Raw genomic sequence first — 23,254 nt, forward strand, 5'->3', positions numbered from 1 at the left:
ACTTTTTTACTTAGTGCTTGTGCCTACAATCATTTTTGCTGCTTCTTCATCTGTAATTAATACCGTATTTTTAGGGGCTATTTTCAAGTATGCTTTTATTGCATTACCTTTAGAACAACCACCCGCCACAGCAAAATTGTGTGTTTTCAATCGAACCTCTTCAAGTTGCAGTCCAATTGTATTGACTTTGTGAATAATTTGGCCATCTTCATCAAAATAATACCCAAATGCTTCACCTACGGCATTATGATGTTGAAGTTTCTTTATCACTTCTTGTGATGATTGACGTCTTTTTGCCATTTTCAGCGCATCACCAATGCCATGTATTGTTATTTGTGAATCTTTAATTTTTTCTAGTGTTTGAATTACTGCAGGTTCTTTGAGTAAATTCTGATACGTTAACTCACTGACATTATCAGGAACATATAATGTCGTATAGCTTCCACCTGTACGATGTGCCATCGTAGAACAAATGGTGTTCGCTTGGAAAACAACATTTTCACCAAGGCCGCCTCTAGCAGGCACAAATAATACCTTATAAGGTAATGATGACATCGCATCACTTACAGATGCCATTGTAGAACCGCCGGTCACAGCAACAATTGCGTCCTTATATAATTGTTTTTCTAATAATTGCCCTGCAATGCGCCCCATTTCGACTTTAACACTTAAGTCTTTTTCGCTATTACCAGGTACTACATGAACTTCTTTAATTTGATACAAATCTTTAATTTGCTTCGCTAAGCTATGATAATCTGTATAGTTATTAAAATAAATATTAAGTTCACTTAAGACATCGACACCAACATTAGTCAGTGTCATTCCTGTAGGTTTGACTAAAATTAAATCTTGTTCTTTCAAAAGGTTTGTTTCAGAACGTAACACCCTTTCTGTAAGATTTAATTTTTCGCTAAGCGTTCGGCGTCCGACAGGTTGATACTTTTGGATGGTACTTAAAATTGAAAAACGCCGATACATCTTGTCTACCAAATCAGGAACAATTCTTTGCTGCACTTGAATGATATTTTTCAAGAGGCATGCCTCCTTATTTGCGAAACAGGATGGTCAAGTTTGAGCCAAGCGTTGACAAATTTAGTCCCGTCAGTCACAAAAAAATATAACCTGTTTACATTTTCATATTACTATGGATAAAATAAAAACGCAAGTCAAAAACAATCCCGCTCCTAAATCACCTGGACAAAAAACGTCCCAAACAGATAGAAATATAACGACCAGTTAGTTCTATTTTCACGAAAATGTCTGACCTTAAACATGAATGGGTACATATAAAGTATGCCTCATACTCGTAAATAAAGGAGGATGCAATATGCACTTTTCAAATGATGAACCCGAAGTTATAGACCCTGATGATCCTCGTTATAAAAGACCTGAGGACTTTCATCGCCAAAACAATCGTTCTCAAGAACGAGATTTTTATAATGAAGACTCACGTGGAGGTAGACATATTTACTATCAATCTTACGGTTGTACACCTTTCGGATGTCTCCCAGGCTGTTTAGTTTCTATTGTTATCTCTATCATTTTAACGATACTTTTAAATATGTTTTTTTGGTAAAAATTACCCCTGAACAAATCGTCTATGTTCAGGGGCTTTTTAGGTTATGGGTCTGTAGTTTGTGACGCTGACTCACGACTTTGACGTGTTTGTGTTGAATGATGTGCTTCTGTTGATTGCTGCGTACGCCGTTCCTCTGTTGACGGTTGAGAAGGAGAGGCCGGTTCTGTAGTACGTTCTTGTGTTGGTTTTTCCTGCGTTGGCTTTTCTTGAGTCGATTTTTCTTGTGTTTGCTTTTCTTCCGTTGAAGACTTTTGTTCTTCTGATGATGGCTTCTCTTTCTTATTTTCTTTCGTTGGTTGCTCTGTTGTACGTGCTTTATTTCGAGCCTGGCGTGCCGCTTCAATAGACGCTTGACGTGCTTGCTCTATGGAAGCTTGGCGTTCTTGTTCGATTGAAGCTTGCATTGCTTGACGTTGAGCCTCTTGCGCTTCTAACCTTTTCTCACGCTCTTTTTTCTCTTCAGCACGTTTTTTTCTCTCTTTTGCTTTTTCTTCTTCTTTTTGCTTTTGGTATTCTTCTGCAGATTTTTCTTGGAGTCGCTCATTCCCACGGTGTGATTGATCAACAAAAGCAAAAATTGCAAATATCAATCCGCCTATTAACAGTAAAATAACGAGTATACTCAAACAGCCTGTAGCTATTTTTTTAGCGCGTTTGTCATTTTGTCTAGACGGGGGCATTTGATTATTTAATCCCATAATCTGACCTCACTTTATATAACTTACTTGTGTTTATACTCGTGATGACTCGGAATTATTTTGTTCAACTTGTCAACTGAACGTCAAACCTTCTATTCAATATCTATCATTATAACAACTCTATGTCTAAAAATAAAAATAAACGTTTAATAGAACATTTCAACGAAAATGTTTGTCTTATTTTAGAAAAAACGTTTACTTCCATATCAACCAAGGAAAATATATAGAAAAAATTGATATATAAGAGGAGGACACTCATGTTAAAGTCTATTTTCAGAATTATTATTCGTGTGGTCGTTATGAAATTAATTGCTCAATTTTTCAATAAAAAACAAAGATAAGACCAGAATGCTGCATCATTCTGGTCTCACTACTAAAGGGAGTTAAACCTTCGTCGTATATTATGGGGTATACGCTAATTAAGAGATGGGTTAATAAACCTATTTTCGAAGGCACTTTTATTATAACGCTCATTGTGAAAAAATAAACATGCCATTTGTGAGCATTTATTGACAGGTTTTTGGCCTCTTTTTGAACACACCCAATTAGATGCATAGAATGGCAAAATTTCTAATTACAGGTCGCATAGATAAAATTGGTCAGCGGTGGCGTCAAGAGTAAGTTGTTTGTAATTTCTAACTCAGACGCACACGTCGTGTTCAACAGCTTCTATTCTAAAACCTCTACGCCTCATGGATGCTATACATTTAAAAAGTGAGACAAGCCTTTCTCCCCCACTCTTCCTTTTTGTTATTTTAATTGTAATTGATAAAAGGCTAAGTCTAGCCATCGATCAAATTTATAACCAACTTTTTCTAGCACGCCCATCAACTTAAACCCTTGCGCTTTGTGCAAATGCATACTGCCTTCATTCATCGTATCAATCCCTGCCACAATCGTTTGATAGCCTCTTGTCGTTGCGTCATTAATAAGATGTGTCAAAAGCTTCGAAGCTATCCCTTTTCTTCTATATAAGTCACTGACGTAAATTGAATGTTCTACTGTATATTGATAAGCAGGCCAATCTCTAAAGGAACCAAATGTTGCAAATCCAGCAACCGCGCCTTCATATTCATAAACCCATATCGGCCATCCCTCATTTTTCTTTTTATTAAACCAAGTTTCACGTTCTTCGAGCGACGTTTCATCATAAGTATACACTGCCGTTGTATGACGGATCGCATGATTATAAATCTCTGTAATCACTTCAATATCCTCTATCTTTGCTTCTCTTATCATCATGACACCTTCCTCAATATATTTTTCTCATTTTTTAGAATAAACAATAAATTAAGCGCTATCATAATGCCTAACGTCATTTAGAGATATTGTACAATGGCAGACCACACTATGTGAAGCGATTTTTTATCTTAAAATATGTTTGTTATTTATTCCATACTTTATGATATAATAAATTTATCTTTTAATTAGGAGGTTTTTTTACATGTATCAAAAACTTGGAATTTGTGCATTATCTTTATCTCTCTTAGGTACGGTCTACACACCACTCGCTAAGGCTGAAACTGTAGCACCTACTGGCCCACTCACTGTCAAAAGTAAAGCTGACGTGATGGAGTCACTCAAAGAGGCAGCACCAGAGAAAGGCATTAAAAACTACACTAAGTACTACAGCATTGAAAAAGAACAAAAGGACAACATGGGCTTCACACACTACACACTTTACCCTAAAGTGGACAAACACATTGCTAAAGACCGTGAAGTGAAAGTACACGTAAACCCAAAAGGTAAAGTTGTAATGGTCAATGGTGAATTAAAAGCACCAGAAGTAAAACCTAAAAACAACGTTTCGCTAAGCAAAGAGGATGCTATTAACAAGGCATTTAAAGCTGTCGACATTAACCGTAACGAAGCTAAAAATGCTGATGATGAAGTAGTTAAATCAAGTGAAGTTGTCATTAACAGTGACAAAAACAAATTTGTTTATGAAGTAGAATTAACAACAATTGATCCTAAGCCATCTCACTGGAAAGTTCAAATCGATGCTAAAACTGGAGAAGTTGTTGAAAAACAAGACTTAGTTCACCATGCTGCAGAAGTTGGTAAAGGCGTAGGTGTTCGTAATGATGAAAAAGAGATTAATATCAACTCTACTCAAGATGGTTACTCATTAGAAGACCTTACACGTAATGGTAAATTAGCAGCATTTACTTATGATCAATACACAAATGCTACGCACTTAATTACAGATGAAGATACTACTTTTGACTCTGATGATCAAAAAGCGGGTGTAGATGCTAACTTCTACGCTGGTAAAGTTTATGATTACTACAAAGAAGTACACAACAGAGATTCATATGACGATAAAGGTAGCCCTATCGATTCTATCACTCACGTGAACAAATTCAGAGGCCGCGATAACAGTAAAAACGCTGCTTGGTTAGGCGATAAAATGATTTACGGTGACGGTGATGGACAAGAAACGCACAGTTTTTCTGCTGCTGACGATGTTGTTGCACACGAAATCACACATGGTGTGACGCAACAAACTGCTGGACTTGTTTACCGTGATCAACCAGGTGCATTAAACGAAAGTTTCTCTGACGTTTTTTCATACTTCATTGATCCAGACGATACTTTATTAGGTGAAGACTTATTCATCAATCCTGGTCCAGACAAAGCAATCCGTAGCTTCAGCGATCCTACTCAGTTTGATCAACCTGCACACATGGACGATTACCAAAATGTAGATTATGATAACGGTGGTGTTCATATCAACTCTGGTATTCCAAATAAAGCAGCTTACTTAACAACTGAAAAATTAGGAAAAGAAAAATCCGAAAAAATCTACTACCGCGCACTTACTGAATACTTAACTTCAACATCTCAATTCAAAGATGCTAAACGTGCGCTTGAACAATCAGCAGAAGATTTATACGGTGAAAGCGCAAAAGAAAAAGTAACAGAAGCTTGGAATGAAGTGGGACTCTAAGTTTTTAAACATAACGATTGCGTTTAAATTTTAAAATATATACACTAACTCAATATCCTAATACTCCTTCATAAAATGAAGGGATGGAATGACAATATTCTATTGAATTTGTCGATCCATCCCTTCTTATTTTTTTATTTGTTTATTGTTAATATTAATCCTTCAGGTGTCACATGTTCATCCACTTTTCCATTTGGAATAACGACATTAAAAGTGCTTAAACCATATGTTTCTAGAGGACTTTTACGCTTTTGATGAGATTGCCATGTATTTAGCGCCAAATGATGATGATATTGTTTGTCTGACATAAAAAACGCTTGTGGTAACGTCGAAGCGACGTTGAAACCAATACGCTCATAAAATAAGCGTCCTTCTTTTAAATCACTTGCTTTCAAATGTAAGTGACCGATTTGAGCATTTTTATGCATACCTTCCCAAATAGTACTTTCGGCTTCTCCTATAATGCTTTCAATATCTAAAGGTAAAGTATCCATTTTGACCATTTGATTTTGCCATTCCCACGTACGTGCATCTCGATCTACATAGACTTCAATTCCATTACCTTCAGTATCAGTAAAATAGATTGCTTGACTGACTAAATGATCCCCACCACCGATAGGAATATTAAACGACGAAAGATGTTTAATTAGCGCACCTAATTGGTTAACTGAGTCTAATAAAAATGCAATATGAAACAATCCTGCTTCATAAGGTGTTGCTTGACGACCTTCTTTTAGATCATTTAAAACCAGTTCATGCCCTTTCGTTCCTATTGAAAAAACAACTTGTTGCTTTGATTGCGATTTAATCGGTAAACCTACAATCGCTTGATAAAAATGCGTTTGCTTCTCTAAATTGGCTACATTTAATGTAATACGGTTAACATGTATCGCTCTGTTATCATGAAAATTCATAGTGTAACTCCTTTGTGTTTTTAAGTATAATTATTATACCTAAGTCCATTCAGAATTACAATCATCATGTTTTCATTGAATAGACACTTTAATGGAAATAAAGCACGCTATCGCTTATATTTAATATATGCGAATCATGCAAAATAAAAGGAGGTTTTACAATGCAAGTGAATAAATTAGCTTATATCTTATTAGCCTTATTTTTAGGTTCATTTGGTATCCATAAATTTTATGCTGGTAAGCCAATTCAAGGTCTTTTACACATCGCATTCTTTTGGACTGGTATTCCCCACATTATTGCTATTATTAGTGCCATTCGCGTTCTACTGATTCCATCAGATGAATACGGTCGTGTAAGTTTATAATGAAACACAAAAAAAGCGGAAGTAAGGATGCTTTATCCCACTTCCGCTTTCTTTTTATGATTAATTACATTTTAACAACGTTTGCTGCTTGCTCGCCGCGGTCGCCATTAACGATTTCAAAATCAACATTTTGACCTTCTTCTAAAGATTTGTAGCCCTCTCCAACGATTGCTGAGAAATGTACGAATACATCATCTCCATCTTGGCGCTCAATAAATCCAAAACCTTTTTCTGCGTTAAACCATTTTACTGTACCACTATACATAAAGAATACCTCCGTTGTGCATTAAGCACATTTTATTTGTAAAAAAATTTCATTCATTAAAAGGAGCATATTCTAAAATAATAAACTACAATTCAACTTCACGATCTTTTATTACGATAAACTCAACTATACACGCAATGTTGACTAAAGTAAACCAAAAGTTATAAATATGTGTAATATATCCATTTTATAATAGTAACTTATACACATCATACGTTATAAAAATCCACTTTTCAAAGGACTGCGTGGACAGCAGATAATATATTCAGTAACAAAAGGATATATTAGTGTAAATGTTTTGAAATAAATGCTAATATTGCTACGCCTTTTTTGCTATAATAATTGCGATCCATATTTATTTAAAAATATTGTATTTATGGTCAAGATTTTATGATTATATATAAAAAGGGGTTATTAAATTATGAAATTCAAACAAATTGCGGTAATTAGCTTATCGAGCTTTTTAGTACTAAGTGCATGCGGTCAAAACGATAGCAACAGTAAAAAAGAAGCGAAGTCAGAAAACCATCAAAAAGAAGACGAATTAAAAAAATATAAGGCCAACTTGAAAGCATTTGTTAACAGGGAACTTGATGCTTATGATAACTTTTCGGAGAAAGTAAGTATCGTTGACGCCTCTAATCCAAAAAAGTTTGTTAAAACCATTAAAACTCAAGCTAATATATTTGAAAAATCTCGTAAAAGCTTTGAGTCTCAAAAATATGATGCTAAGGTACCTGAAGACTTAAAAGACATTGAAAAACGCTTTTTACAGTCTAACCAAACCATAGGTGGCTTCTTTAACAATTTGGGAACTGATACGGAAAAACTAATAAATAATGAGATTTCCGCTGATGAATATGAAAAAAATATGGACAAAAATACAAAAACATTAGATGAATATAATCTAGACAAGGTGTCTATTCACGATGTGGAGAAATATTTAGGTAAAGAGACTGCAGAAAAAGTGGAGAAAATCGTAAAGACAAAGTAATTTAACCAAAAAGAACATGTCCTTTAAAAGGACGTGTTCTTTTTGGTTAAATATAACCTTTGAAAAACGATTAACGATATAAAAATATTGGTTTACTTTATACAGCATCCATATGATTGTAGTGATAATTAACGAGGTCAAAAAATTGATGCATATCATAACCCCATTTTGCATAATATGCAATTGGATCAGTGTGATCTGTGCCACCCCAATATTTTCCTACTGCATTGTGGCTTATAATCGTACCGATACCTTCATTGTCATCGGCAAGCGTTGGTGTTAGATTCTTTTGTTTTAACATATATGCTGCAAGCCATGCTTGATTATTCACTGATTTCGCAAAATCATCAAACGTATATGTACGCACCACTTCTATTTGATAGAAGTATGGATTTGCTTCTTTACCAGCACCCCATACATAATATTCAGCAGGTGCTGTTAAATGAATCTCGTTGTTATCTACAAACGCGTGGACAAAGGCTGTTTCATATGTTTCATACATACGATCTACCCATTGAGTTAAAGTACTATTGTCTTCACCAACTTCATGAATAACAATCCCCTGATATGTGCCATACTTATAAGGTAATTTAGGTAGCGTGTTCATTCGGCTATCCTTTACAACCTTAGAATGCTTAATTTGATTTTGAATAATGTATTGATTAACATCTGGATAATGCGTCGGTGCAAATTCTTTTGGTAGTTTAGAAGCTTCACTATTTGGAGAAATCGGATGATCAAAAGGTGAAGATGTTGATTTTAAGGGAGACAATGTGCTTTTGGCATAAGTGTTTGGTGCAAAAACTGCTAACATAAATATCAAAGTGACGAGGACAGATAAATATTTCATTGCTATTGGACCTCCTTTAAATTAATTAAAATAATAATACTATTAAATACTTTTTCATTATTCATATTACTCTTTTAATAAATTAAGTCAATAGCAAAAATTTAAGTTCATCATTTGTTCACTAATATTAAAAATAACATTGTATTTACTTGCTCTTAATTCTAAAAAAGGACTAAAACCATGAAACAAAACACGGTTTTAGTCCTTTTTGATTGCAACTTGTTTGCAAAAACCCCCTCGAGAGAGATTAAATATGTTGATTTCACAAGCTTTATAAGCGTTTTGTGACCATGATGTGACTATAACAAAAGCGACCTGTTTATTGGTCGCTTTCTAAATTATAGTTATCTTTGCACTCACAGTTATCCAAACTTATTTTAAAGGTCTAATGAAATACATCTGTCCGAATTCCTCATAATCATAAGTCTGAGTATTATATCTAGCTAATTCTTTTTTACTCTTTCCACCGCCAAGCCAATCTTGTTCTAAAACAAAGAATGTTTTATCATCTTCTTCTCTTAAGGTGTTAACTACAATACCAACGTGTCCATCACCATTTTTCCCATTTTCCATTACAAATAAATCACCTGTTTGTGCTTCAAACCCTTCTTCGTACTTATACACAACTGCTTCATTTTTAAAATCATTTTCAGTTAAAATGTCTTTTGGTTTTTCACCTTTAAGAGCATGTCCAAAAATATGGTTCCAGTATACATTAGCAAGATCTAGAGCTTCATAACCATTAATACCATTCCAATCCCATCCGTGGTTCGCTAGTGTGTTTTCTATGTAGTCTAAATGGTTATTAGCCTTCTCTTCCGCGTTTATTTCAGAGTATTGCACAAAAGGAGTTGCTACTGCTGCTGCTAAAACTAAAGATGTTAGCGTTTTTTTTAATTTCATTATATCTCTCTTTTCATTTTTTATTTTAGATTTTAAATCTAATAAATACACTATATCACAATTACGGTTTTTATACTTAAATAAAATGATATAATTTTATACTTTTTACATTTCTTTTTTATCAAAAAATAAAAAAGAGCCGCCCTTAAGGACAGCCTTTCGAATTACTCTTATCTATATTCTAAAATAGCAAAGTAATTACAGCATATCTAGGGTGGGTTGGTTATATTGTTTCACTCTATTTTAATAACACTCATTTCATAACCTTATATATTTTACTGAGTCCTCCAATAATGACTATAGCAAGTGTTTTAGCTGTGTCTAAGTTTAAATTAGGGCGGCCATTTTTAAACGGTGCAAGTTTAAATATCGCATTGTCAATATGTTTTTTAACTTTAATAATGTTGTTGTAACTCCAGAAAATTAAACCACTCAAAATTATTATTAAGGGGCGGTCATTACGATCACCCCTTAATTATCATCAAAACACTTCTTTCACAATTAACCTTTCATGCCAAATCCACTCGTTATGATTATTCCAATAAATACGACACCAACCATCGATGATTTCAAATACGTAAATCAATGTACCCGGCGTATACTCAGCTTTTCCTACATTAAATTTGTAGTTCGCTCTACTCTCTCCATATCTCGTGGCTGATGTAGCTCCTAATCCATCTACTTTCGCATTAAAATAAGTCCCCTTTTTGTCATATTCAAATATACCACATTATCTTTTCATTCGTGCTAAAAAAGCACAAAAAAGAGGCAAGCCCAATATTTAGCAGGCACTTGCCTTTGATCATTTAAATTATAACATAAAAAGAGTGCACACCACTATGTATCCGAGGACGGTTATACGCCTTTATGCTTCTTGTAATTGAGCACGGAATACACAGGTTTACGTGTGCACTAAAAGTTATTATAAGGATAATGATATTTACAGTCAAGTTTTTCTTTAAGTAAATTATAGCATAAGCTGTTGTTATATGTATAGTAATGATATATCGAACCTGCAATAAAGTCTGCAGCTTGGATTAATCTAGAATTTTCACTATCTAACATTTTAACTATTAATTCGACATCAGGTCTATTTAAATCGAAATAAACCTTACCTTTTAAATAATCAACTAAACTATCACGTCTTGTAATTTTAGTTGTTCTATTGTCCAACAACAAAGTTAGCTTTTTTAAATCAGGGTTTTGAGTAATTATTCGTTTAACAATCCTAAATACCATATAATTATATAAAATGTTCTCATCTTCTAACATTTTAGGGTCACAATTGCGTTTGTTTGAAATACAATAATGAATTTTTTCTGCTTTTTCAACTATTTTATTAATGTAATGATGTTTCATAGCAGGATATGAATTATTATGTTTTATTTCTTGAATTTCAAAATCTTTAGGGTACATTTTTTTGAATTTCAATTCTTGTTTTTTCATAAAATTTTGAATTGGCTTGCTGTTTATAACTTGTAAGCCACCAACTACCACATACTCTCCATCTCTACCAAAATTCCCCGATTCATCCAAAGCTACCTTAATTTCCATGTTTTCTCTCCCAGTTTAAGTAAAATCGAATATATTATACCATAAAAAAACAGGCTACCCACAACGGATAGCCTTTTCTAATTGCACTTGCACAGATATTTCGTTTTCTATTATAGCACACTTTATTATTTTATGCTTCCCCATAATGGTCCTAAGCTGCCATCTGGTTTGATTTGTCTAATTGGCATATACACTTCATAACCAGAATTAGTCATCCAACTAATCCATACAAAACCATCATTTTTTTGAACTTCTGTATAATTTACAGTTTGACCCTTCTTAAGAACCCCTGCTTGTTGGAAATTTCTTCCTGGTCCTGTTCTTCGAGTAATAATTCCTTGTGGCACTTGACAAGTAAAACTTCCTTTTTCTGTTTTCCACAAGATACCATATTTGTTCTTATTCCAACCTTGAGGAGCTGTTTTTGTCTTAGGTTTAGCAGAGCTTCCTAGACCTGTTTTTATAGCAGCTCCGCTAATAGCAGAGGCAATATCTTTGCAATAGGCGTCAATATTATTTTTAATTTTACTCATATCTCCACTGTTAGTGATAAACCCTAATTCAACAAGTCTGTAGTTGATTCCAATTTGTTTAGCCACATTACAGTTTAATAAATTAGAACGTCCTGTAATGCCTCTAATAGTCCCTACATGCTTCTCAATTGCTTTCTGAATACCTGTGTCTACACTGTCAGCTTTTAAGCCATAAGGAATGATTGTATGTCCGCCACTTGCGCTTGCTCCTGCAGCATCTAAATGGAACTCTACCACAATGTCATAGCCTTGGTTTTTAACCCAGTATAAACCATAATCTCTAGTGTTCCCAATATTTTGTCCATGAGCAGTATCTTGGAATATGTCTTGAGACTGATTGTTTCCGCCATACAATGCAACTTCATGACCTTCTTTTTCAAGATAAGCCTTAACTCTTTTGGTTACATTTGCACGAATAAAATCACGCTCATTTGTACCATTTCCCACTGCACCTGGATCACTGTATCCATGCCCTGCCACAAGCATAATTTTACGCTTCTTGCTAGGAGTTTTAATATCTGAAACTGTTTTAATAGCTCCAGAAGATGAAGGAGTATTGCTTACTGGCGGGACTAAGAAATGTGTTAAACCTGAATAATCGTCCCATCTTAATCTTGCAGGTGTATTTGCATTACCATCAAAGTTTTGTTCTAATACTTGGAAACTTCTAGCGTTTCCTCCATTATAAACCAGACCAATATGTCCCCATCGAGCATATTGTTTTTCAGTCCAAACAGCTATCCAACCTTTCTTTGGTACTGTGCTTGCTTCGTTTCTAATAACTTTCCATCCAGCAGGAAGTGAGTTAGAGGGAGCGTCTTTAGCATTTCCCCACATACGAGTCTTTCCATCTGTCATTCTATAAACATAGTCAACAGCTAAATCCATACATTGGAAGGCATAATAACCATCAAAATCAACATATTTCCCAACATAGCTGTTTACTAAACTATCAATCTGTGCTTGAGTTTTCATCTGCAACTACCCCCTCAACACTTTCATGAACATCTAATTTAACTCCAGAGTTGTTGATGTCTGAATCATAATTACTCACAAGTCTTGTATTGTCCTCAACATCTCTTAAACCTTCTTCATGCTCAACCACTTCTTTTTGTAGCTCATCAACATACTCAGGAGCATGATATTTAAGAGCGCCTTGAGATTTGTTTTGTGATTCCCAGTTAACATATTCTTCTGGATTGCTACTGTCTCTAGGTTTCTGATACGTCTGCGCAATGCCCGTGTCAGCCACCCCCTTTGTGGTAGGGTCTGTGATGATACCTAAACCAGCAAGCAACATTAAAATAGTGCCAATAACACCGCTAATTTGTTCTAACTGATTTGATAAATCTATTCCGAAAACTTCTGTAACTTGTTTAATAAAAAGTAAAACGGCACTTACTAAACTTGTCCGCCTTGTTTTGAAATCTTAGTTTCCAATTAATATCCATTAAATTCATCTCCTAAAATAAAAAGCCGACTACGTTAATAGTCGACTTATAGTATGATTGTGCAATTGATTGGGTAGAAATCGCTGTCTGTCATTGAAGATGAGGCGTATGAAGTATTTTCCATAACCACACCTCCACTTGTATTTATGCCCCAACGTATATTTGAAGCTACCCCGCCTTTGTTACTTCCAATTTGTGAGAATGGGAAGATGTCGCTAATATAAGTTGATATGTTTGAGGGCAGTTGTCCAATGGTCACATTCGGCTTGGTAATACCTTTAACAGCACCTTTCAACGTCAATATATATGCGCCATCAAGATTGATTAATCTATATTTTGGCGTGTATGACGAGCCGTATTCAACTACGCCGTTGATTAAAGTGAAGTTAATCCACCCTGTATCACTTTTGATAGGCGAAGTGCCAGCGGGTCCTTGTGGTCCTGTGTCGCCTTTAGGACCTTGTAAACCTCTTAAACCTTGCACACCAGTATCGCCTTTAGGTCCAGCGGGTCCAACATCACCTTGAGGGCCCGCTTCTCCTCGCGGTCCTGCTTGTCCAGTCTCTCCCTTAGGTCCTTGTACACCTTGAGGACCAATGTCTCCTTTCTCGCCTCGTTCCCCTTTAGCGCCAGGCTCGCCTTTCTGTCCTTGTGGTCCTGCTACACCTTGTATGCCTTGCTCGCCTTGTGGTCCAACATCGCCCTTAGGTCCACGCTCTCCAGTTAGACCAGTGTCGCCCTTAGCGCCTTTGAATAAATCTGCGTGTTCGCTTAAATATTCAAACACATCATTTTTCAACTTTGGCTCAAAGTCATCACCTAACAATTGAATAGCGTTCTCTTTAACGATTCTTCTCACGGCGTCGTCAACAAGTGTTACAGTTACCTCTTTTTGTACAGCTTTCTCTACGCCACTATCAACAATGTTGAATGAGAAGTTTGCAACGTGAATAGATTGTCTTTCGTTTTCTAAAAATAACTTACAATCAACCTTACCAACGTGTTTTATCACTTTGACAGGCACGTTGTATTGAACTAGCCCACTTGCAGGCATTAGCTTTTCGACAGGTTAATTTAACATAATCGAACCGTCTTCTAAAAATAAATCCAGCTTCGGTTGCATATCTGTTTTAGTTAAATCTACTGGCTTACCCTCGTAGTTTATTCTGATACGTACAACAACCGTATTTTCATCTTCTGTATAGAAGCGACTTCCAATGTCGCCCACAGATACATCTTTGTTGTTTATATTGGTTGTAACATTGGCTATTTTATATACCATTAATACACCTCACTATTTGTATTTATCCCTAACGTAGTAAACACCTTTTAGCCCAATCTTTTTGTAGAATGCGCTAATATTGGTCGCTTGATGATGACACCATTCAATAGCAGTAGCATATTGATGTGTGGCAGGTGCTTTAGGATTCCATCGCATGCGGTACAAAGTGTTTTGCCCTTTGTCTATATAGTCACGTCTTACGAATTTAGCACCACCAATAATCGCTTTAGGTGGTGATGTCCACCCTTTACTACGGGCAAAAGGTATTGCATTGTTAGGATTGTTGTCGAATGCACCAATACCAAAGTAGTTATAAACCCCTGCATTGCCACTCGCAAAGTAAGACCTACCATTACCACTTTCTAATAAAGCGTGGGCTATAAGATAAATCTCGTTAATGTTGTACTTCTTACAACCCTCTGCAAACGCCTTACCTTGACCTGACAACGTGCCTTTACCTTGTAGAATCTTGTTCAACTTATCGACAGAAATGCCTTGATACTTACCTAAGTTAAGCATTTGATAGCGTTGTGTGCCTGAATCCCAAATTGTATTAGGATTCATATATTTGCTCGTTTCCGAACGTGACGCATTACCCCGGCCCCATGTATATGACTTTTGAGGCATGCCTCTTGCCATTTGTAAGTCGAGTGCTTTTTGGAAAGTAAAAGGACTTTTCTCTACTACAATTTCGGGAGCCTTACTAGGTTCTTTAGACTTCGGAGCCGTACCAGTGCTTGGCGTATCTACTGTGGTTGTATTGCTGATTCTTATCTTCATTTTTGTGGTCGTGGTCGTGATTGTCTCTCTCATCAACTTATCTTTATTTAGATACAGATTGATGATTTTCTTCTCAACCTCATCATATTTGCTTTCATCAGGTATGCCATTTTTAATCAAGTCATAATTAATCAAATCTTTCATCGTACGCCAAATGTTTTGGTCTACCTTAATACTACTTCGGGATAATTTCAAATCTGTCCAACCTAACATCCAAACGCCATAAATCAAAGCCCTTATTTGATTAAGCATGAATTGACGCTTGCCCTCAGTTTGTCCACCGCACACCTCTACAACTAACCAACCAGGATATTGTGGCGCTTCTCTGTCATACGGTCTAGGTGTCCACACACGCTCTCTGTCGACGTATACATGCGGGTATTCACCCTCTTCAATGTATTTGTTACGTTGTAGGTATAATTCCTCTACAGACCGCAAATGCGATGATTCTTTTATATATATACCTTTAGGCTTAGGTTGCATATTGCCGTATGCTACATAATGGTCAATATACTCAAGTTTTTCATCTAACATACTACTAAACGACGTATATTGCACTTTCTTGATTTCTTTGAATTCAGGCTTTTTAGCTTCTCCTGTAGTGGTTAATTTATCGTTTTTATTAGGTTTGATATTCGGTTTGATGTCCGTTGGCGTTTTAGGGTCGGTAGCTTCTGGGTGGTATGCAGGACGCACGAAACCCGTCACACTAACATAACCGTGTTTTTCCAAACTCGCAGCACTTCCCGCATTGTAGTTAGGAGGCCTTTCATAATGCTTCCAATTTTGGTCAACACTAGTAAACGCATTCTCGTCGGACGGTCCGACTACAATTGCGGTATGACCAGCGTAACCTATACCATTCCCAGGGTGCCAAACTGCAATGTCACCAGGCTTTGGTACAAAACCTCTTGTATATCTAATAAATTTAAATCCTTTAGGGTATTTATAGTAAGCCATGTGCATAGCGTTACCCCAAGTAATAAAGTTCCAATAAGTCCTAAAAATATAGTTAGGTAAGTCCCAACATTGTGGACCATATCTACCGTCTATATCTAGCCGTTTTCCTAATCTATATTTAGCCCATGCCGCCACTTCACTAGCTGTGGGCTTTCTTGTACGAGGGTTTGGTAATCCCATTTATGCACCTCTTTTCTGCATAATAAAAAGCCGACGCATAAGCGTCGACTTTCTTTAACTATTTACAAATGCCAAACCAGAAGCACGTCCAAAAACTGTATCCAAACATGGCGCTCACCTCCTTAAATTCCCATAAGCATACGTAATACAGCTATGACAATCGTACTTAAAATAGTGCCTATTAATCCGAGAACCCACATTTTGATTTCTCTTATGTTTTTGGCGTTCTTCTCTTTGGTGCGGTGTTCTTCTTCTCGGTCACGCCTCATTTCCTCCAGCGTCCAATCGAGCTTTTCTCCGACTTTTTCTTGAGTTTTCAAACTAATTTCGATTCTGTCCAGCTTGTTGAATACCGTCTTGTCGTTTTCTTCTAAACGTCTTATTCGGAATTCGTGTTCTTTATTTTTATAAAATCCAAACACTGCGCCACCTACTTTATTCCACCTCTACGTAGTCCTCGCCGGTCAATTCTTTATATTCTTCTTTCGTCACCCAGCCACAACGTACGAAGATTTTAAATTTTTCATTCGTAAAACGACCTTCTTTGTACCACTTAATGACCCATTTACCCATAATTATTTACCTCCTTGAATGCTTGCTACTTGTTCAGTCAAATCAACGAAAGCTGTTTCCATTGACTCGACTTTTGATTTTGTTTCTGCTAATTGCGTCGTCAATTCCATAATCATTTGGTCTTTAATATCGACCACTTCTTCCCCTGGTTGATGTTGCTTTTCGAAGTCCTCTTTAGAAGTACCAACCCATTTGTTTTGACTTACATCAAAATAAAACGGTTGATACAAACCGTCGGGCACTGGTATTTCAGTATATTCAAAATCAGGGTAAACACTTTCACCCTCACTATTCGTCATGACCAAAAAAGGTTGTCCGTTTGATACGTTATAAACCACTTTTACTACTTTCACCTAATCACTCCAATTTGTTTCGCCGTAGAAATAGCTTGTTGTTCTCCAACCACTTGTGTCGCCATTTACATAAAACCTAACCTCTCCACTAGGGCGGATAGTAATATAACCACCCGCAAATACCGTTGATACTGGCACTCGCACTGGGAACGATTGAGAATATTTTGTAAATGTATTAGGCAGTTGGGCGATGATTTGACCGCTTGTTACGTTCGACCCGTTTAATCGTAGGTAGTTCGTTGTCACGCTTCCGTTCGTGACTTTGCGATACGAGCACTTAAAGCCCGTTTCTTCTCCGTCACTATTAAACGCAGTATTAGCTTTAGCGCCATTTAGCAAATTAAACTCGACCCAACCAGTGTCGGTAGGAACGATGTTTTGCTTCCAGCCTTTCCACACGCCACCCCATTTAACATTAGTGATAAATTTGTCAGGGTTGCTATGTGGATAATATGTTAATAACCTGTAGTTCCCTACGCCGATATTAGTCATAACACCCGCATTCAATAAATCATTCGGAACGTTTTTGGCTTCCGAAATACCGAAATACATGTGCGGTGTTTTAGCCAAAGCATTATCTAAGTCGTTAAAGTCGAATTGTTCAACAATTGCCATGTTGCCGTCATCGGAAGTTAGTTTATACTTCTGCCAAGACAAATCACTTAACTTACTGTCAAGCGCTTCTGGCTTAACAAATCCGTCCGCTTCTAAAGTCTTTTTGAAGTCTGATACTTTCTCGTCAATCGTCGTGTTGGCGTCGGTAGCGTGCGAATCAAAGTCCGTTGTGCTTTGCTTAACAACTTCTTGGAATGATGTTTTAACCAACTCATAATTGGCGTCTACGTCATCACGTTTAGCACTGATTTGTCTAAGTGCGTCATCTCTAGCGTTATCAATATCAGTGCGAGCCTCTGTTTTAACCGACTTCAACTCATCGAGCGTTTGTTTTTGACTTAGGTTAATCTTTTCAACCGCTTCATTCGCAGTTTGTTTAATAAGCTCGATTAAGCTATTCAAGTCGCCCAAGTCCTTTTGTACTTGCTCAACTTTTTTCTCAATCGTTTCTCTTAAATCATCAAACATGCGGATATAGCTTACTTTAATGTCACTTTCGATTTGGTTAACCAAACTATCTCTGACACTAAATGAAAATGTACCTAAGACGACTGTGTCATCTTTCCCCTCAAGTTTGGCGTCATTTAGGGATAAATAAACTTCTCCCAACACTGTCGAATTTGTGACATTCTTTAAAAACCATTGTGGCACTGTGACCCCAATCAAACCACGCATAGGGTCGATGAATTCAACGTCTAACACCCCTGATGTGGAGGGACGCTCATTATCGACAGGTTTACCTTTGAAGAAAGCATAACCTTTAACATTTTGCTCTGATATGAGCAACGGTTTGTCATTTTTAGACACAATAAACTGAAATTGTGCCGTGTTTTTATCCAAATTGTAAAAGCCAATACCTCTGTCAGATATTGGCTTTAAATAAGGTTCTTCTTCTAAATTTATTTTCGCTACTTTTTGTAATTCCACTAGTTAACACCCCACAATACTAATGCGATTCCAAAGCCTTTTTTGTCGTCATAAGGCGTTGTAATCTTCATCACACGGCCTTTACCGTTCACATTGTCAGTGAATCCGGTACCTGCACGACCATTGATTAAGTCACCCTCTGATACGCCTTTCTCAACGTTTGTATAGATTTGACCTAACAAACCAACCGTGTTCCATTCTGGTCGTTCTGAACGCGACATGTATTCGATTGACGGGTCGTAATCTGGATTTTCTACAGGCACGTCGCGCCATTCGAATTGCTCGTGACCCTCGTCGTCCAAGTAGCTTACTTGCTTGTGCTCTGTGATAGTCACGCCGTATTCATTTTTTAGGTATCTGTCCTTGTGATGATAAGATTTTTCGTTGGCTACTAATGCGGCAGTGCCAGAGATAACACCGATTGGCTTATCATGTGGCTGTGCCTTTCTGATTTTGTCGCCCTCTAAAGTAACGACTGTTCCTAAAGGAATTGCTTTACCATTTTGCGATTCGAACAACTCTGCAATATCGGCACTGTTTTGCGTAATCTTACCAGCAAGCGTTAGGTTACCGCTAAACGTACTTAAATCAACTTTGATGTTGCTTGTGGACGCTTCGCCCTTATCTGAATAACCACCGACAATATGGTAGTTGCCAGGCGATTTAACACGGTTACTGTTGATAACAATTTGCGTGTGACCACCTTTAGTTGTTTCAGATTGCAGTGATGAAATGACGCCTGAACGTGAGCCATACGCCTTAGAGTTGTAACCACTACCGATGACATAGCTTCGCGAATCATAAGCGCGAGAGTTACCAGTAGAAGCGATAACAGCACTTACAGGGCTAATTGCAGCACTACCCGTAGAAGCTCCGCTGAATCCACCCTTAGTTATAGTAGGTACAACGCTATACTTTTCTTTCGCAATCATAGCGGCGTTAGTGTAGTTTTCAGCAGTAATACCACTTAAAATTGTCGTGTTATTGTACGCTTCCACACCATTACCTGAACCGTTACCTAATAAGTTACAGTTGGTAATTTTCAAGTCATATATACCACCACCGCTGGCAATACCCACTTTGTTTGATGAGTTCCAAATATTAGCGTTGTTGATTGTAAATCGTTTACCTTTGTTAGCACCGCCGAAGATTTTAACGTCTGCCCCAGCGTCTTTAAATCCAGTGACATTGATATTGTTTAGCGTCACGTTTTCTGCCATGAATTGAACAGCAATAACCGGCATAGTGTAGTCAGTTTTTCCGCCGTCGATTTTAGCAAAGCGATTATCGCCAATTGCAGTGAAGTTGTTGACCGATACATTACGATAAGCACTGATTAACAACCCTCTAGGTGTAGTGCCTGGATATACGCCGTTATAATACGGGTATAACGCTAAACAGTTGTTCAATGACACATTCATCGCCGTTTTACTTTTAGCGTCTGTGGCGCTTCTGTGGTGGCCTATATGGCGTATGTTGAATGCTCGAATATCTTCAATAGACACATGACCATTTACAAATACACCTTGTGCAGCACTTGTTGCAGCATGACCTTTAATTTCCAGACCGCCATAGTTCCCCTCTGTTTTGTTGCTATCCAAAAATACATATTGAGACCCGTCGTCAATCTCGATACCGTTGCTATTCCCACCACCAGTTGGCGTATGGGCATAGCTGTTCGAAATAGTAAGATAACGCGAGTGGTGCGTTGTAATACCATCATCGCCATGACCGTAAACTTCACATCTATCAATGTGGATGTGTTTACTCTCTAACGCCTCTGGCACGCGGTTGCCGTCGCCTTGATAATAATAGTCATCACTTGCGTAAGTTACATCTATGCCGTGTAGTAATGCGTCGAATGACTTAACGTTGTAGATGTAGCCGTTAGTAACACCTGCAAAGCGGATATTGCTAGAACGCGACCCACCGACTGCTTTTAGCGATTTGTCTTGTCTATGTTTATTTCCGTCGAAAGTGAAGTTTTCGAGAGAAATATTTTTAGCGAATCCACTCATCTTCAAGTTGGTAATACCTATGTTAGCAGCGGGTGTGCTATCCATAAATTTAATCGTAGTTATATCTACGCCTTGCCCCACAAGACGTGAGTTATTCGGCATTTTAATACCTGTAGTTAAGTACGTTCCAGCACTCATTGTAACCATTCTGTTTCCATCGGCTAAAGTGTCTGTGAATGCTTGTGTACTGTCCTTTTGACCGGTAGGGTCGCCGCCGTAATCATCTACATTAACCACACGCATAATCTTAGCCAACAATTCATCACGCAGCTTCTCACGGTTATTCTTCTCGTTCAAGAAGTCGTGATATAGTCGTGACGCTAAAGAATCGAAGTGTTGAGCGTCCATAGCCACGCGGCTTGCGCGTAATTCTTGGATTCCGTCGCCATTGTGACCTAACACAAGTCTTTCAATTTGCTTGCGTTGATACTTCAATTCATCAGCAGTGTTATTGGTCGTACCGTCCGCCAATTTATGCACAATCTGATTAGTTGTGTGGGCGGTAGCTTGTTCTTTTTCGTGATATTTTTTGTACTTTTCATTTTTATTTAATGCATACTCGATATCTTCCGCATTGCTTTCGTTTTGAGATACAAACTTTTGACCAAATACGGAATGGAATTTTTTAATCAATTTTATTGGCATTGTGTACCTCCTTATTCGTCATAGAAGAAGTAATAATCTTTGATAAGCTCATACATAATCACTTCATGACCTTTCTCGTTAGGGTGTAGTCCGTCAGGCATGCTAGCCTTTCTAAATGCAGGATTATACGGTTTAAAATAATCCGAATGATACGCGTCAAACACGGGTACGTTTAACTCATTGCACGCGATAACCTGTGCGTTAACGTAATCCTCAAGTGTTAAATTAAGTTTGTTTTTATCCGTGTCTTTGCGTCGTATTTTAGTACCGTCCATAGGGCACTGTCTTGTAGCTGTCATGACTAAGATTTTAGCGTTAGGGTTGTTCTTCTTAATCACTTCAATTGCACTACAAAAGGCACCATAAAACGTTTTTAAGTTCGTTTTATCAGTGCCTATATCTACATTAGCCAACCAATCGTCATCAGTACCTTGCAAGATGATTAGGTCGCCGTCTATTTTAGTTGCTTGGTCGTATATGCTATTTTCTTTAACTGTCGACATTGTCGCGCCACTAACCGATAAATTGGTAGATTTAGCTTTAATCTTCTTGGCTAGCATTTGTGTGAAGTTTTCTTTCGCCATACTACCTTTTGCAACGGAATCGCCTACAGTGCCTATCATTTTGACATCGCGTATAGATGACTTGGTTGTAAAATCGCGAATAATAGTACCGTTACTTGTTGTGATACTTTTACTGTCGATGGCATTCACTTTATCTTTAATTTTATCTGTGGCGCCCATGATTTGTTGGTTTGTGGCTGTATTAGCATTAGTCTGCGCCCTTAACTCAAACGCTTCTTTAGCAGGGTTGTTAGACTTGAATGTTTTAGCATAGTTAGCAGCCTTTGCTACCGCTTTGTTGTATCTATCCTGCATAGTAAACGCACCTAACACAACATCTTGCTTAATGATTTTATTGTAGGCGTCGCGTTCCGTGCTAATCTCAATGATACGCACCACATCGTTGTAGCCTATGAGGTCGTCGGTAACACGAACCACATCACCTATTTTAGGCTCTGCTTCGGGGAATTGATTTTTTAACGACACGAAGTCTAAAGATATAGACGTCTTTATACTTTCATCAATGGTTAACTCCATTGCTTTTTTAAGCGTATCTTCGTTGGTCATTCGTCCGTCAATAACAGCAGGTGCGTGTCGCTTACCGATTAAATCAGCAAGAGGGTGCGTGTATTCGAATTGCAAGCTAGCTTCTGCGTATGTTTGTTGGTCTTCAAATCCGCCGTAACCTCTAATGTAAGTAAAACAGTCAGTAGCGTCTTCTTGAATCTTGATGTTATTTGCATTCACTCCCGCTTTAATGAAGTAATTAGCGTCTTTTTGAACGGTTTTATATAGGTTGAAAGTTTTTGCTTTAGGGTCATAATCATACTCTAATTTGTAACGTTCTAATCCCTTTTTAAATAAGTCTAGGTTAGTATCTGCATTGCCTAAATTTTCAAAGCGTGAAGCCTTTACGTCATCATGTAGTTTGAATTTATAACCCGTACCTTTAAATACTAAGTCAAAATATTTTTGTCCTGTAAAGCTACCTGTATAACGTTCATAGACACGCGTTGTGTTTAAATCATCAATTTCAACAAGACGTGCCTTAATGCTCAACTTCTCTTTGGACCCAACCGAAGTTTTGTCTAAAACCACGATTCTGTATTCGTTGAAGTCATTAGGTCCACCAACATTTGTTATTGTCCACATCTTTGTTATGGCTCCGATGGCGTCAAATGTCGCTTTGTTTTCGATAATGTCCATTTCTAAAGTGCCATCTTCCGCTAACTTATGATTGGTCTTTGTGCTTACGTATAAATCGAAGCCAACGCCTTGTAAGCTCTTTAATTTTACTGGAAT

The 23,254-nt window shown here is 37.2% G+C and carries 21 protein-coding genes and 3 pseudogenes; 4 read left to right on the forward strand and 20 right to left on the reverse strand.

Features of this window, described 5'->3' with window-relative positions; genetic code table 11:
• Window positions 1–6: 6 nt before the first annotated feature.
• Window positions 7–1,032 (reverse strand): sugar-binding transcriptional regulator, encoded by a 1,026-nt coding sequence (locus LN051_RS08820; RefSeq protein WP_229292171.1) that lies wholly within the window; start codon window positions 1,030–1,032, stop codon window positions 7–9.
• Between the two features lie 295 nt (window positions 1,033–1,327).
• Here LN051_RS08820 and LN051_RS08825 point away from each other — a divergent pair, with 295 nt between their 5' ends.
• Entirely contained in the window at window positions 1,328–1,576 is a 249-nt protein-coding gene (locus LN051_RS08825; RefSeq protein WP_229292172.1) for a hypothetical protein, read from the forward strand.
• 44 nt (window positions 1,577–1,620) lie between these two features.
• On the opposite strand, the gene LN051_RS08830 is transcribed toward LN051_RS08825, so the two are convergent.
• Together LN051_RS08830 and LN051_RS08835 are read right to left on the reverse strand one after the other, a co-directional pair.
• Window positions 1,621–2,277 (reverse strand): DUF4887 domain-containing protein, encoded by a 657-nt coding sequence (locus LN051_RS08830; protein ID WP_229292173.1) that lies wholly within the window; start codon window positions 2,275–2,277, stop codon window positions 1,621–1,623.
• A 750-nt stretch (window positions 2,278–3,027) separates the two neighbouring features.
• A complete protein-coding gene (locus LN051_RS08835) occupies window positions 3,028–3,516 on the reverse strand; it encodes a GNAT family N-acetyltransferase (protein ID WP_229293659.1) in 489 nt (162 codons plus the stop codon).
• 205 nt (window positions 3,517–3,721) lie between these two features.
• On the opposite strand from LN051_RS08835, the gene LN051_RS08840 reads away from it, so the two are divergent.
• Window positions 3,722–5,227, forward strand: a complete 1,506-nt coding sequence (locus LN051_RS08840; RefSeq protein WP_229292174.1) for a M4 family metallopeptidase — start codon at window positions 3,722–3,724, stop codon at window positions 5,225–5,227.
• Between the two features lie 134 nt (window positions 5,228–5,361).
• Here the strand turns inward: LN051_RS08840 and LN051_RS08845 are convergent, their stop codons facing one another.
• The gene (locus tag LN051_RS08845) at window positions 5,362–6,141 is read right to left on the reverse strand and encodes a VOC family protein (RefSeq protein ID WP_229292175.1); all 780 of its coding nucleotides are present in this window, start codon (window positions 6,139–6,141) and stop codon (window positions 5,362–5,364) included.
• 161 nt (window positions 6,142–6,302) lie between these two features.
• Here LN051_RS08845 and LN051_RS08850 point away from each other — a divergent pair, with 161 nt between their 5' ends.
• Entirely contained in the window at window positions 6,303–6,506 is a 204-nt protein-coding gene (locus tag LN051_RS08850; protein ID WP_229292176.1) for a TM2 domain-containing protein, read from the forward strand.
• Window positions 6,507–6,570: 64 nt separating this feature from the next.
• On the opposite strand, the gene LN051_RS08855 is transcribed toward LN051_RS08850, so the two are convergent.
• A complete protein-coding gene (locus tag LN051_RS08855) occupies window positions 6,571–6,771 on the reverse strand; it encodes a cold shock domain-containing protein (protein ID WP_229292177.1) in 201 nt (66 codons plus the stop codon).
• A gap of 421 nt (window positions 6,772–7,192) precedes the next feature.
• Here LN051_RS08855 and LN051_RS08860 point away from each other — a divergent pair, with 421 nt between their 5' ends.
• Window positions 7,193–7,765 carry a hypothetical protein gene (locus LN051_RS08860; RefSeq protein WP_229292178.1) on the forward strand — a complete coding sequence of 191 codons (573 nt, stop codon included), beginning with the start codon at window positions 7,193–7,195 and terminating at the stop codon, window positions 7,763–7,765.
• 97 nt (window positions 7,766–7,862) lie between these two features.
• Here LN051_RS08860 and LN051_RS08865 read toward each other — a convergent pair whose 3' ends face one another.
• The 15 genes and pseudogenes from LN051_RS08865 to LN051_RS08940 all read right to left on the reverse strand — a co-directional run bounded on the left by LN051_RS08865 (window position 7,863) and on the right by LN051_RS08940 (window position 23,254).
• Entirely contained in the window at window positions 7,863–8,615 is a 753-nt protein-coding gene (locus tag LN051_RS08865) for a peptidoglycan recognition protein family protein (protein ID WP_229292179.1), read from the reverse strand.
• Window positions 8,616–8,987: 372 nt separating this feature from the next.
• Entirely contained in the window at window positions 8,988–9,569 is a 582-nt protein-coding gene (locus LN051_RS08870) for a hypothetical protein (RefSeq protein WP_229292180.1), read from the reverse strand.
• Between the two features lie 202 nt (window positions 9,570–9,771).
• Window positions 9,772–9,954 carry a hypothetical protein gene (locus LN051_RS08875; protein ID WP_229292181.1) on the reverse strand — a complete coding sequence of 61 codons (183 nt, stop codon included), beginning with the start codon at window positions 9,952–9,954 and terminating at the stop codon, window positions 9,772–9,774.
• A gap of 45 nt (window positions 9,955–9,999) precedes the next feature.
• A pseudogene (locus LN051_RS08880) lies at window positions 10,000–10,224 on the reverse strand (CHAP domain-containing protein); the annotation flags it as partial.
• 206 nt (window positions 10,225–10,430) lie between these two features.
• A complete protein-coding gene (locus LN051_RS08885) occupies window positions 10,431–11,072 on the reverse strand; it encodes a DUF3800 domain-containing protein (RefSeq protein ID WP_229292182.1) in 642 nt (213 codons plus the stop codon).
• Between the two features lie 125 nt (window positions 11,073–11,197).
• A complete protein-coding gene (locus LN051_RS08890; protein WP_229292183.1) occupies window positions 11,198–12,580 on the reverse strand; it encodes an N-acetylmuramoyl-L-alanine amidase in 1,383 nt (460 codons plus the stop codon).
• Window positions 12,558–13,056: pseudogene (locus LN051_RS11525) on the reverse strand (phage holin). The gene LN051_RS08890 and the pseudogene LN051_RS11525 overlap by 23 nt, the downstream one beginning before the upstream one ends.
• Window positions 13,057–13,102: 46 nt before the next feature.
• Window positions 13,103–14,338 (reverse strand): annotated as a pseudogene (locus LN051_RS11430) (phage baseplate upper protein).
• Window positions 14,339–14,350: 12 nt separating this feature from the next.
• Window positions 14,351–16,258: a glucosaminidase domain-containing protein gene (locus tag LN051_RS08910; protein WP_229292184.1), complete on the reverse strand. Its 1,908-nt coding sequence runs from the start codon at window positions 16,256–16,258 to the stop codon at window positions 14,351–14,353.
• A 122-nt stretch (window positions 16,259–16,380) separates the two neighbouring features.
• A complete protein-coding gene (locus LN051_RS08915; protein ID WP_229292185.1) occupies window positions 16,381–16,680 on the reverse strand; it encodes a DUF2951 family protein in 300 nt (99 codons plus the stop codon).
• A gap of 13 nt (window positions 16,681–16,693) precedes the next feature.
• Window positions 16,694–16,831 carry an XkdX family protein gene (locus LN051_RS08920; protein WP_229292186.1) on the reverse strand — a complete coding sequence of 46 codons (138 nt, stop codon included), beginning with the start codon at window positions 16,829–16,831 and terminating at the stop codon, window positions 16,694–16,696.
• Between the two features lie 2 nt (window positions 16,832–16,833).
• Window positions 16,834–17,184, reverse strand: a complete 351-nt coding sequence (locus LN051_RS08925; RefSeq protein ID WP_229292187.1) for a hypothetical protein — start codon at window positions 17,182–17,184, stop codon at window positions 16,834–16,836.
• Window positions 17,185–18,726 carry a BppU family phage baseplate upper protein gene (locus tag LN051_RS08930; protein WP_229292188.1) on the reverse strand — a complete coding sequence of 514 codons (1,542 nt, stop codon included), beginning with the start codon at window positions 18,724–18,726 and terminating at the stop codon, window positions 17,185–17,187.
• Window positions 18,726–21,389, reverse strand: a complete 2,664-nt coding sequence (locus LN051_RS08935; RefSeq protein WP_229292189.1) for a peptidase G2 autoproteolytic cleavage domain-containing protein — start codon at window positions 21,387–21,389, stop codon at window positions 18,726–18,728. The genes LN051_RS08930 and LN051_RS08935 overlap by 1 nt, the downstream gene beginning before the upstream one ends.
• A gap of 11 nt (window positions 21,390–21,400) precedes the next feature.
• Window positions 21,401–23,254 (reverse strand): SGNH/GDSL hydrolase family protein, encoded by a 1,854-nt coding sequence (locus LN051_RS08940; protein WP_229293660.1) that lies wholly within the window; start codon window positions 23,252–23,254, stop codon window positions 21,401–21,403.

This window comes from Staphylococcus ratti, from assembly GCF_020883535.1.
GTDB lineage: Bacteria > Bacillota > Bacilli > Staphylococcales > Staphylococcaceae > Staphylococcus > Staphylococcus ratti.